A 12,545-nucleotide genomic window follows, 5' to 3' on the forward strand; every position below is an offset into this window, starting at 1 on the left:
GCTCGGCTGGGAAACCCCAGCCGAGCGCCTGCATAAACTGCTCGCGGCCTGATCAACACGACCACGTGTTGCGACGACCCCTAGAAACCGCCGTGAGGTGGCCGGGCCCTGCACTTCGGCTGAACCGCCGGAGGGCTGGTTACGCCTCAAAAACCTCGCGCACCAGCTGCTCCTGCTCCGCCTGGTGACGCTTGGCCGAACCCACCGCCGGGGACGAGGAGTGCGGGCGCGAGATGCGCCGCAGCCGCTCGCCGTGCGGGACGTCCGCGCCGACCGCGAGGTCCAGGTGGTCGATCAGGTTGAGCGCGATGAACGGCCAGGCACCCTGGTTCGCCGGCTCCTCCTGTGCCCACAGGTACTTCTCGGCGTTCGGGTACTTCTTGATCTCCGCCTGGAGCTCGGCACCCGGCAGCGGGTACAGGCGCTCGACGCGGATGATCGCGGTGTCCGTGGCGCCGCGCTTGGCCTGCTCGGCGGCCAGGTCGTAGTACAGCTTGCCGGCCACGAAGACGACCTTGCGGACCGCGGCCGGCTCCACCGTGGCGTCGCCGATGACGGGACGGAACTGACCCGACGTGAACTCCTCCGTCTTCGACGCGGCGGCCTTCAGGCGCAGCATCGACTTCGGGGTGAAGACCACCAGCGGCTTGTGGTGCGGGTTGTGCACCTGCCACCGCAGGAGGTGGAAGTAGTTCGACGGCAGGGTCGGCATGGCGACCGTCATGTTGTTCTGGGCGCAGAGCTGGAGGAACCGCTCGACACGGGCCGAGGAGTGGTCCGGGCCCTGACCCTCGTAGCCGTGCGGCAGGAGCAGGGTGACGCCGGACGTCTGGCCCCACTTCTGCTCGGCCGCCGAGATGTACTCGTCGACCACCGTCTGGGCGCCGTTGACGAAGTCGCCGAACTGCGCCTCCCACATCACGAGCGCGTCGGGACGGGCCAGCGAGTAGCCGTACTCGAAGCCCATGACCGCGTACTCGGACAGCAGGGAGTTGTAGACGTTGTAACGCGCCTGCTCCTCGGCGAGGTACTGGAGCGGGGTGTACTCCTCGCCCGTCTCCCGGTCGATGAGGACCGCGTGGCGCTGGCCGAAGGTGCCGCGCTGGGAGTCCTGGCCGGACAGCCGGACCGGGGTGCCCTCCAGCAGCAGGGAGCCGACCGCGAGGGTCTCGCCCATGCCCCAGTCGATCGTGCCGTCCTCGACCATCGTCGCCCGGCGCTGCAGCTGGGGCAGCAGACGCGGGTGCACGTGGAAGGAGTCCGGGATGTTGACCTGGGACTCGGCGATGCGCTTGACGACCTCCGAGGAGATCGCGGTGTTCACGGCGACCGGGAACTCCGCCTGCGGGTCCGACACCGGGACGGTGGCCGGCTGGGCCGTGACGGCCTCGCGGACCTCGGTGAAGACCTTCTCCAGCTGGCCCTGGTAGTCCTGCAGGGCCTGCTCGGCCTCTTCCAGGGTGATGTCGCCGCGACCGATGAGGGACTCGGTGTAGAGCTTGCGCACCGAGCGCTTCTTGTCGATCAGGTCGTACATCAGCGGCTGGGTGAAGGCCGGGTTGTCCGACTCGTTGTGACCGCGGCGGCGGTAGCAGATGAGGTCGATCACCACGTCCTTGTTGAACGCCTGGCGGAACTCGAAGGCCAGCCGCGCGACGCGGACCACGGCCTCCGGGTCGTCGCCGTTCACGTGGAAGATCGGGGCCTCGATCATGCGGGCCACGTCCGTCGCGTACATGGAGGAACGCGAGGACTCGGGGGCCGCGGTGAAGCCGACCTGGTTGTTGATGACGATGTGGACCGTGCCGCCGGTGCGGTAGCCGCGCAGCTGAGACATGTTCAGGGTCTCGGCCACCACGCCCTGGCCCGCGAAGGCCGCGTCGCCGTGCAGCGCGACGGGCAGGACCGTGAAGTCCGTGCCGCCCTTGTTGATGATGTCCTGCTTGGCGCGGGCGATGCCCTCGATGACCGGGTCGACCGTCTCCAGGTGCGACGGGTTGGCGGCCAGCGAAACCTTGATCTGCTCGCCGTCGAGGCCGGTGAAGGTGCCCTCGGCGCCCAGGTGGTACTTCACGTCGCCGGAGCCGTGCATCGACTTCGGGTCGAGGTTGCCCTCGAACTCACGGAAGATCTGCGCGTACGACTTGCCGACGATGTTGGCGAGGACGTTCAGGCGGCCGCGGTGGGCCATGCCGATGACGACCTCGTCCAGGCGGGACTCGGCGGCGGAGTCGATCACCGCGTCGAGCAGCGGGATGACGGACTCGCCGCCCTCCAGCGAGAAGCGCTTCTGGCCGACGTACTTCGTCTGCAGGAAGGTCTCGAAGGCCTCCGCCGCGTTCAGCCGGCGCAGGATGCGCAGCTGCTCCTCGCGCTCCATCTTGGAGTGCGGGCGCTCCACGCGGTCCTGGATCCACTTGCGCTGCTTGGGGTCCTGGATGTGCATGAACTCGATGCCGGTGGTGCGGCAGTACGAGTCGCGCAGCACGCCGAGGATGTCGCGCAGCTTCATCATCGACTTGCCGGCGAAGCCGCCGACCGCGAAGTCGCGCTCCAGGTCCCACAGGGTGAGCCCGTGCTCGGTGATGTCCAGGTCGGGGTGCTTGCGCTGCTTGTACTCCAGCGGGTCGGTGTCGGCCATGACGTGGCCGCGGACCCGGTAGGAGTGGATCAGCTCGAAGACGCGGGCGGCCTTGGTGACGTCGTCGTCGTGCGAGGCGTCGATGTCCCGCAGCCAGCGGACCGGCTCGTACGGGATGCGCAGGGACTCGAAGATGTCGTCGTAGAAGCCGTTCTCGCCCAGCAGCAGGTTGGCGACCTGGCGCAGGAACTCGCCGGAGGCGGCGCCCTGGATCACCCGGTGGTCGTAGGTCGACGTGAGCGTCATGACCTTCGAGACGCCGAGCTTGTTCAGGGTGTCCTGGCTGGTGCCCTGGAACTCCGCCGGGTAGTCCATGGAGCCGACGCCCATGATGACCGACTGGCCGGGCATCAGACGCGGCACGGAGTGGACGGTGCCGAGGCCGCCGGGGTTGGTCAGGGAGACCGTGACGCCGGTGAAGTCGTCCATCGTCAGCTTGCCGTCACGGGCGCGGCGGACGATGTCCTCGTAGGCCTGCCAGAACTCGAAGAAGTTCAGCGTCTCGGCCTTCTTGATGGCCGCGACGACCAGCTGGCGGTCGCCGTTCGGCTTCACCAGGTCGATGGCGAGGCCGAGGTTGACGTGGTCCGGCTTGACCAGGGTCGGCTTGCCGTCCTTCTCCGCGAAGGAGTGGTTCATCGCCGGCATGGCCTTGATGGCCTGCACCATCGCGTACCCGATGAGGTGGGTGAAGGAGATCTTCCCGCCCCGGGCGCGCTTGAGGTGGTTGTTGATGACGATGCGGTTGTCGAACAGCAGCTTCACCGGGACCGCGCGGACCGACGTGGCGGTCGGCAGCTCCAGCGAGGCGTTCATGTTCTTCGCGACGGCGGCGGCCGGGCCGCGCAGCGTGACCAGCTCGGGACCCTGCGGGGCCTCGGCGGCGGGGGCGGCCTTGGCCTTCGGCTGAGCGGGCGCCTGTGCGGGCGTCGCCGGCTTGGCCGGGGCGGGGGCCGCGGCCTTCGCCGCGTGAGCCGGAGCGGGGGCCGCGGCGGGCTTGGGCGCCGCGGGGGCGGCCGGGGCGGCGGCCTGCGGAGCCGGAGCCTGGGGCTGGGCCTGAGGGGCCGTGGTGGTGGTTCCTGCGGCCCCCGCGGCCGCAGTACCCGCCGGAGCCGGGGTGGCAGGAGCACCCGGCTTGTAATCGGCGAAGAAGTCCCACCAGGCGCGGTCTACCGAATTCGGGTCCTGGAGGTACTGCTGATAGATCTCGTCGACGAGCCACTCGTTCGGACCGAACGCGGCAGCGGGGTTCTTCCCGGCCTGTTCGTCGGACGTGGGAGTACCACCCGGCCGAAGGCTGGGGGAGCTCGGGTTACTGGGGGACTGTGGCGACACGGCGGCAACCGCCCTCTTCCGCTTCACAAGGTGATGGACAGCGGAAATAAAGGCTACGCCCCCAAGACGGCGAAGGTCAGGTCGGGCCCGTTCATCGTCGCGTAAGTCACACCGAAAATCTTGTTTCAGGGCTTGATATGGCGGGAAACAAGCGTGGTTCCGCATGTGGGAGGGTGCACCGGCCCTGGCCCGGCGCGTCCGTCTGCGGCCGATCGCGCGGGCCCGTCCCTGATCACACGTGTCCAGCTGCACGGACGGCAGCGACTATCGTGGATCTTGTGCTTCCGGCTCGGACTTTACGTCAACTCGGGGAGGAAGTCAGTCCCGGGAGAGTGACGATGATCCGGCAGCCCCGCTCGGATTCGGCCACACCTATCCGGCCGCCGTGAAGATCCACCGCCCAGCGGGCGATCGCCAGACCGAGGCCCGTGCCGCCGTCGCTGCCGGGCCCGTGCGGCCGGGTCACCGCGCCCCGGTTGAACCGCTCGAACACCCGGTGCCACTCCGACCGGGGGATCCCCGGGCCCTCGTCCAGGACCTCCAGCTCCAGCGACTCCGGCTGCGGCCCGCGCCGCGCCCGCACCGTCACCCGGCCGTGCGGCGGGCTGTGCTTGACCGCGTTGTCGATCAGGTTGGCGACGACCTGGTGGATGCGCTCGGGATCCGCGTGCGCGGTGAGCTCCGGCGGGGAGACGTCGAGGTGCAGATGGACGTCGGTACGGGTGTGGCTGCCCGAGCCGGAGGCGATGCCCGCGCGCGCCGAGGCCACCATGTTGGCCTCCTTCAGCACGCCCGAGAGGTACGGCCACACCTCGAAGCGCCGCATCTTCAGCGGTACGACGCCGTTGTCGAGCCGGGACAGGTCCAGCAGGGTCTCCACCAGCCGGCCGAGCCGCTCGGTCTGCTTCAGGGCCGTCCGCATGGTCTCCGGGTCCGCCTCGGTGACGCCGTCGACGATGTTCTCCAGCACGGCGCGCAGCCCGGCGATCGGCGTGCGCAGCTCATGGGAGACGTTCGCCACCAGCTCCTTGCGCTGCCGGTCCTGGGCCTCCAGCTCGTCCGCCATGACGTTGATCGTCTGCGCGAGGTCGCCCAGCTCGTCCCGGCGGCCGTCGCCCACCCGGCGGGTGTAGTCGCCCTGCGAGATCGACCGTGCCACCGCGTTCATCTCGTCCAGCGGCATGGTCAGCGAGTGCGCCACGAACTGCGTGATCAGCAGGGTGGCGATCATCGAGAAGACCGTGATGAAGCGCAGCTCGGTCTTCGTGTGCACCGCGACGATCGACAGTCCGGTGGTGATCAGCACCGCGATCACGACCAGCGCGCCCAGCTTGGTCTTGATCGAGAACGGGCGCACGCCACCCCAGGGATCGTCCCCGGGGCTCCTCCGTGCGGCCTGGCGCCCGTCGCTGCTCATGGCGTGGGCGTCTCCAGCGCGTACCCGACGCCGTGCACGGTGCGGATCCGCTCGGCGCCGATCTTCCGGCGCAGCGCCTTGATGTGGCTGTCGACCGTACGGGTGCCGGAGGCGTCCGCCCAGTCCCACACCTCGGCCAGCAGCTGCTCCCGGGAGAGCACCGCGCGCGGGGTGTTCGCCAGGCACACCAGCAGGTCGAACTCGGTCGGCGTGAGGTGGACGTCCTCGGACTTCACCCGCACCCGGCGCTGCGCGTGGTCGATCTCCAGCTCACCGAGCCGCAGGATGCCCGAGCGCGGCGTGGTCGCGGCCAGTGCCGCCCGCTCCACCCGGCGCAGCAGCACATGCACGCGTGCCGCGAGCTCCCGCATCGAGAACGGCTTGGTCATGTAGTCGTCCGCGCCGACGCCGAGACCGACCAGCATGTCCGTCTCGTCGTCCCGCGCGGTCAGCATCAGCACCGGCACCGGCCGCTGCGCCTGCACCCGGCGGCACACTTCCAGACCGTCGAAGCCCGGCAGCATGATGTCGAGGATCAGCAGGTCGGGCTGCCAGGCCTCGGCCGTGTCCACGGCGGCCGGGCCGTCGGACGCCGTCTGTACGAGAAATCCCTCAGCACGGAGCCGGGCCGCGATGGCGTCGACGATCGTGGGGTCGTCCTCGACGACCAGCACCCGGCGCTGTGCGCCCGGAGTAGTCGTCGCCGCGCCGCTCTGGGAGGTCTGTGTCTGCTCCATCGCCCGCCCCTGCTTGTTGCTTTCCGGAACCAGTGGGGTGATCCCATGTCTGCGATTGACGCTTGAATGATCCGCGTCAGGGCAGCACATTACGGGGATCGGCCGTGCTGTCGCTATCCAGGTCGGACGGCGAGGTGTACCGCGTCCGGAACGCCCCGGGCAACGGGCACCTCTTCGGTACGCACCTGTCGGAACCCGGCATTCCGCAAGCTACCTTCAAATTCCGGAGAGGGTTCGGCGGACCAGACGGCGAGCACTCCGCCGGGACTCAACACCCTTGCGCAGGCGCTGAGTCCGGCCGGCGAGTACAGGCTGTGGTTGCCGTCCGTGACGGTCCAGCCGGGCCCGTTGTCGATGTCGAGACAGAGTGCGTCGAACGTGTCGGATGTCTCATTGACGAACGCCACGAGATCCTCCTCCACGATCTCGGTGCGCGGATCGCCGAGCGCGCCCGCGGAGATCTCGGCCAGCGGGCCGTCCCGGTGCCAGTCGATGACGGCGGGTTCCCGCTCCACGACGGTGATCCGCCCCCACCGGGAGCCGGCCGCGGCGTGTGCGAGTGAGAATCCGACGCCCAGCCCGCCGACCAGCAGCTTCGGCTCGGGCCGCCCGTCCAGCGCCTCGTACGCGGCGTCGACGAGCAGCCGCTCCGAGCGGCCGTCGGAGGTGTCCATCAGGAAGCAGCCGTTGGCGATGATCTGCAGCAGCGTCCCGTGCCTGCGCAGCACCACCTCGCCGTACGGGCCGTCGCGCCGGTCGAGGACCACGGGGAAGTCGTACACGCCAGTCATGGGTCCATCCTGCTTGAACGGACCTTGACCTTCACGGGAATTAGCGAGGTCGCACTGATGTCGCACTGATGTGCGGACCCTCGGGGTGGGGGCGGGCCCGGACGCGGACGCGTCCGGAGCGTAGGAGGTTGCTGTGAATCGGCTCTCGCGTGGCGTCGGTCATAGACAGCGGGCCCTGGAGCACGAAGGGTTGGCCGGGACGGAAGGAGTGCCGCATCGTGGAACGGACCGCGACGGGCCCTGTGAAGGCCGTGTCCCCGCCCCTGCTGGGCGTGCCCCTTCCGGACGGCACCGCCGCCGTCCCGGCCCCCGCGATCGCGGACCTGCTGGACGGCATGCCCCGGCAGAGGTATGCCACGCCTCCCGCTCCCGGGCGCGCCCCCGTGCTCGTCGAGCCGCGCCCCGTCCCGTCGCTGCCCCGCCCGTGGCGCCTGCTGCCCACGCCGGCGGGCACCCCGTTCACCTTCGCCTACGCGGCCGTCCTGGCCGTCACCTCCGTCGTCGCCGCCGTGGCCGACCCCGGCCTGGTGCACACCCTCTACCAGGACTCCAGCACGGACGTGGCCCACCTGGTGCGCACGCCCGCGCTGGTGCTGCTGGCGAGCGCGGTGTGGATCGCGGGCGGCGTCATGTCGCCGTACGCGCTCGCGTTCGTGCTGGTGCTCACCGCGCTGGAGCGGCGCATAGGCGGTGCGCGCGCGGCCTGCGTCTTCCTCGCCGGGCATGTCCTGGCCACGCTCGCCACCGAAATCCCCGTGGGTCTGGCCGTCCTGTGCGGCCATCTGCCCGTCACCTCGCTGCACCGCCTCGACTACGGCATCAGCTTCGGCGTCGCCGCCAGCATCGGCTCCCTCGCCGGCCTGCTGCGCCCCTGGCTCCGCTGGCCCCTCGTCACCCTGACGGCCGGCACCCTCCTGAACGACCTGATCGCCTTCGAGGACCCGATGACGAACTGGGGCCATCTGATCGCCCTGACGGTCGGTCTGGCGACGTGGCCCCTGGTGCGCCGCTGGGCGCGGCGAACCCGCGGCGCTTGATCGCTCACAGCGAACACGCAAGGGGAACACCAGCCCACCCCCCAACGGTTGAGTCGGCATAACTCAACTTGACTGCCGAAGGGGAGATCATGGCTACTGAGTCCACGGCGTTCACGCTCGTTCTGCCCGTGCTGCCGCTCGACGACGAGGTCGTGCTGCCCGGCATGGTGGTCCCGCTGGACCTGAGCGACGCCGAGGTGCGGGCCGCGGTGGAGGCCGCGCAGGCCGCCGCCCGCTCGGAACCGGGCAAGCCCAGGGTGCTGCTGGTGCCACGCATCGACGGCACGTACGCGAAGACCGGCGTGCTGGGCACGGTCGAGCAGGTCGGCCGGCTGGCCGACGGTGACCCGGGGGCTCTGATCCGCGGCCGGAGCCGCGTGCGGATCGGCGCCGGCACCACCGGCCCCGGCGCGGCCCTGTGGGTCGAGGGCGCCCGCGTCGACGAGAGCGTCCCGGACCCGCTGCCCGGTCAGGTCGCCGACCTCGTCAAGGAGTACAAGGCGCTCGCCACCACCTGGCTGAAGAAGCGGGGTGCCTGGCAGGTCGTCGACCGCGTCCAGGCCATCGACGACGTCGCCGCGCTCGCCGACAACTCCGGCTACTCGCCGTTCCTCACCATCGAACAGAAGGTCGAACTGCTGGAGACCGCCGACCCGGTGGCCCGGCTGAAGCTCGCCACGCAAGCGCTCCGCGACCACCTCGCCGAGCAGGAAGTGGCCGAGACCATCGCCAAGGACGTCCAGGAGGGCGTCGACAAGCAGCAGCGCGAGTTCCTGCTGCGCCGTCAGCTGGAGGCCGTCCGCAAGGAACTGCGCGAGCTGAACGGCGAGAACTCCAAGGACTCCGCCGAGGAGTCCGACGACTACCGCGCCCGCGTGGAGGCCGCCGACCTGCCGGAGAAGGTCCGCGAGGCCGCGCTCAAGGAGGTCGACAAACTGGAGCGGTCCAGCGACCAGTCCCCGGAGGGGTCCTGGATCCGCACCTGGCTCGACACGGTCCTGGAGATGCCGTGGAACGAGCGAACCGATGACAGCGCCTCCGCGCACGACATCCAGGGCGCCAAGGCGGTCCTGGACGCCGAACACGCGGGCCTGGAGGACGTGAAGGAGCGCATCACCGAGTACCTGGCCGTGCGCAAGCGGCGCAGCGAGCGCGGCCTCGGCGTCATCGGCGGCCGCCGCGGCGGTGCCGTACTGGCCCTGGTGGGCCCGCCCGGCGTCGGCAAGACCAGCCTCGGTGAGTCGGTCGCGCACGCCATGGGCCGCAGGTTCGTCCGCGTCGCCCTCGGCGGCGTCCGTGACGAGGCGGAGATCCGCGGTCACCGCCGTACGTACGTCGGCGCGCTGCCCGGCCGGATCGTACGCGCGATCAAGGAGGCCGGGTCCATGAACCCGGTGGTCCTGCTGGACGAGATCGACAAGGTGGGCTCCGACTTCCGCGGCGACCCGGCCGCGGCCCTGCTCGAAGTCCTCGACCCGGCGCAGAACCACACGTTCCGGGACCACTACCTGGAGGTCGAACTCGACCTGTCCGACGTGGTCTTCCTCGCCACCGCCAATGTCCTTGAGGCCATCCCGGAGGCGCTCGCCGACCGTATGGAGATCGTCCGCCTGGACGGCTACACCGAGGACGAGAAGGTCGTCATCGCCCGTGACCACCTGCTCCCGCGCCAGCTGGAGCGGGCGGGACTCGCCGAGGACGAGGTCACGATCGACGAGGGCGCGCTGCGCAAGCTCGCCGGCGAGTACACGCGCGAAGCGGGCGTGCGCACCCTGGAGCGCTCGATCGCCCGCCTGCTGCGCAAGGTCGCGGCCCAGCACGAACTCGGGGACCGGAAGCTGCCGTTCACCGTGACCGAGGACGACCTGCGTGGTCTGATCGGGCGTCCGCACCACGTGCCCGAGTCCGCCCAGGACCCGGCCGAGCGCCGTACGTCGGTCCCCGGTGTGGCGACCGGTCTCGCGGTCACCGGCGCCGGCGGCGACGTGCTCTTCGTGGAGGCCTCCCTGGCCGATCCGGAGACCGGGGCGGCGGGTCTGACCCTGACCGGCCAGCTCGGTGACGTGATGAAGGAGTCGGCGCAGATCGCGCTCAGCTTCCTGCGCAGCCACGGGGCCGAACTGGAGCTCCCGGTCGGCGACCTGAAGGGCCGGGGAGTGCACATCCACTTCCCGGCGGGCGCGGTCCCCAAGGACGGCCCGAGCGCCGGCATCACGATGACCACGGCCCTGGCGTCGCTGCTCTCCGGGCGGCTGGTCCGCACCGACGTGGCGATGACCGGCGAGGTCTCGCTGACCGGCCGGGTGCTGCCCATCGGCGGCGTGAAGCAGAAGCTGCTCGCCGCCCAGCGCGCCGGAGTGACCACGGTGATCATCCCCAAGCGCAACGAGCCCGACCTGGACGACGTCCCGGCCGAGGTGCTGGACAAGCTGGACGTCCACACCGTGACCGACGTCCGCCAGGTCCTGGAGCTGGCGCTCGCGCCCGCGACGAACGGCGCGGCGCCGGAGGTTCCGGTCGCGGCGTGACGGACGTGACCGGCAGGGCGAGGCCCGGGTTTCCCGTGAGGGAGGCCCGGGCCTTCGTCCTGCGGCACGCAGGATCGTCGCCGTGTGCCCATGAGGTGATCACTCGGTAGAATTCAGGCGTGAGTTGGCCCCCCAAGAGCCCCTCCGGCCTGATCGGGGCCGAGATCGCGGGCTACAAGGTGGAGCGCGAACTCGGCCGGGGCGGCATGGCCGTCGTCTACTGCGCCAGGGACCTGCGCCTCGGCCGGACGGTCGCCCTCAAGCTGCTCGCCCCGGAGTACACGCGAAACGACGCCTTCCGCCGCCGTTTCGCCCAGGAGTCCCGGGTGGCCGCGGCCATCGACCACCCCAACATCGTGCCCGTCTTCGAGGCCGGCGAGGTCGACGGGATCCTCTACATCGCCATGTGCTACGTCTGCGGCCGGGACCTGCACGCCTTGATCGACGGAGAGGGCCCCCTGCCGGTGCCGGCCGTGCTGCGCATCGCGGCCCAGCTGGCGTCCGCCCTCGACGCGGCCCATGCGCGCGACCTGGTGCACCGGGACGTCAAACCCGCCAACGTGCTGGTCGCCAAGGGTGTCGACAGCGACCACCCCGAGCACGTCTATCTCACCGACTTCGGGCTGGCGAAGAAGTCGCTGTCGCTGACGGGGTTCACCACCGCGGGCGAGTTCGTCGGCACCCTCGACTACGTGGCGCCCGAGCGGATCGCCGGGCGCCCGGTGGACGGCAGGGCCGACCAGTACAGCCTGGCCTGTGTGGTCCACGAGATGCTCACGGGCGCCCCGCCGTTCCGGTGCGAGGACCATCTCGAACTGCTCTGGGCCCACCAGTACGATCCGCCGCCCCTCCTGAGCCGAGAACGGGACGGCATCCCGCCGGCCGCCGACGAGGTCCTGCAGAAGGCGCTGGCCAAGGCCTCGGGGGACCGTTACGGCACCTGTCTGGAGTTCGTCTCTGCCCTGCGCTCCGCGCTCGGCGAATGCTCCGCCCCGCAGCGCCGTACGCCCACGCTGGTCGACGCCCACGCGGCCGGAACGCTCCCCGCCCCGCCCTCCTGGGCCGGTCCGGTCCTGAGGCGACCGGGGTAGTACCGGGCTTCTGCTCAGGAATTCTCCCCGGAATTCTCCCCGGAATTCTCCCCGGAATTCTCGCCTGCAGGGGGAAAGGGTGAGAGTTGTGAGAGCTTTCAAATTCCGTCCATGAAATTTCCATGGACGGTTTCGGCAGCGGATTCACGTCTCGTATATCGCGCCGGCGGAGCTGTCCGGTACGGCACGACAAGACGACGGAACCCGCCACGGTCGTGTGGCGGGTTCCGTCGTCGAGGCCGGTCGGCACGGGTGCCTGTTCAGCCTCCCGGCCCGGGGCGTGACTGCTACTGGTTGACGTTGGCCTGGTTGACCTTGCCGCCGCCCTGGTTGACGTTGGCCTGGTTGACCTTGCCGCCGCCCTGGTTCACGTTCACCTGCTTGACCTTGCCCTTCTTGGCCTTCTTGCCCTTCTTGACCTTGCCGCCCTGGTGGACGTTCGCCTGGTTGACCTTGCCGCCACCCTGGTTGACGTTGGCCTGATCGGCCCCGCCGCCACCCTGGTGGACGTTCGCCTGGTTGGCGCCGTCGCCGCCCTGGTTCACGTTGGTCTGGTTGATGTTGTTGGTCTGGTTGACATTGGTCTGGTTGACATTGGTCTGGTTGATGTTGGCCTGGTTGACCTTGCCGTCGCCCTGGTTGATGTTGGCCTGGTTGACCTTGCCGTCGCCCTGGTTGACGTTGGCCTGGTTGGCGTCGCCCCCGCCCTGGTTGACGTTGGCCTGGTTGGCGTCGCCCCCGCCCTGGTTGACGTTGGCCTGGTTGGCGTCGCCCCCGCCCTGGTTCACGTTGGCCTGATCGGCGCCGCCCCCGCCCTGGTCCACGTTCGCCTGATCGGCGCCGCCCCCGCCCTGGTCCACGTTCGCCTGGTCAGCGTCCCGTACCACGCTCGGCGCGGCCTTGACCGTCTGAGGAGCGGCTTGAGCGCCGGCGACTCCGGCCGTACCGGCGAGAACCGCAGCGACGAA

7 protein-coding genes and 1 pseudogene are annotated in these 12,545 nt (G+C 70.1%); 3 read left to right on the forward strand and 5 right to left on the reverse strand.

The window, feature by feature from the left end:
* Nucleotides 1–139: 139 nt before the first annotated feature.
* The 4 genes from ABZ919_RS41105 to ABZ919_RS41120 form a co-directional block, all read right to left on the reverse strand.
* Nucleotides 140–3,976, reverse strand: a complete 3,837-nt coding sequence (locus ABZ919_RS41105; RefSeq protein WP_361259327.1) for a multifunctional oxoglutarate decarboxylase/oxoglutarate dehydrogenase thiamine pyrophosphate-binding subunit/dihydrolipoyllysine-residue succinyltransferase subunit — start codon at nt 3,974–3,976, stop codon at nt 140–142.
* A 301-nt stretch (nt 3,977–4,277) separates the two neighbouring features.
* Complete coding sequence (locus ABZ919_RS41110) at nt 4,278–5,393, reverse strand: HAMP domain-containing sensor histidine kinase (protein WP_361259330.1); 1,116 nt, start codon at nt 5,391–5,393, stop codon at nt 4,278–4,280.
* A complete protein-coding gene (locus tag ABZ919_RS41115) occupies nt 5,390–6,130 on the reverse strand; it encodes a response regulator transcription factor (RefSeq protein ID WP_361259333.1) in 741 nt (246 codons plus the stop codon). The genes ABZ919_RS41110 and ABZ919_RS41115 overlap by 4 nt, the downstream gene beginning before the upstream one ends.
* 113 nt (nt 6,131–6,243) lie before the next feature.
* Entirely contained in the window at nt 6,244–6,921 is a 678-nt protein-coding gene (locus ABZ919_RS41120) for a spermidine synthase (RefSeq protein WP_361259336.1), read from the reverse strand.
* Nucleotides 6,922–7,139: 218 nt separating this feature from the next.
* On the opposite strand from ABZ919_RS41120, the gene ABZ919_RS41125 reads away from it, so the two are divergent.
* The 3 genes from ABZ919_RS41125 to ABZ919_RS41135 all read left to right on the forward strand — a co-directional run bounded on the left by ABZ919_RS41125 (nt 7,140) and on the right by ABZ919_RS41135 (nt 11,577).
* Entirely contained in the window at nt 7,140–7,958 is an 819-nt protein-coding gene (locus tag ABZ919_RS41125; RefSeq protein ID WP_361259339.1) for a rhomboid-like protein, read from the forward strand.
* Between the two features lie 89 nt (nt 7,959–8,047).
* Nucleotides 8,048–10,486, forward strand: a complete 2,439-nt coding sequence (gene lon, locus ABZ919_RS41130; protein ID WP_361259341.1) for an endopeptidase La — start codon at nt 8,048–8,050, stop codon at nt 10,484–10,486.
* A 119-nt stretch (nt 10,487–10,605) separates the two neighbouring features.
* Nucleotides 10,606–11,577, forward strand: a complete 972-nt coding sequence (locus tag ABZ919_RS41135; RefSeq protein ID WP_361259344.1) for a serine/threonine-protein kinase — start codon at nt 10,606–10,608, stop codon at nt 11,575–11,577.
* A 287-nt stretch (nt 11,578–11,864) separates the two neighbouring features.
* Here ABZ919_RS41135 and ABZ919_RS41140 read toward each other — a convergent pair.
* Nucleotides 11,865–12,545 (reverse strand): annotated as a pseudogene (locus tag ABZ919_RS41140) (hypothetical protein); the annotation flags it as partial.

The organism is Streptomyces sp. NPDC046759 (genome assembly GCF_040645475.1).
In the GTDB taxonomy this organism is placed as follows: Bacteria; Actinomycetota; Actinomycetes; order Streptomycetales; family Streptomycetaceae; genus Streptomyces.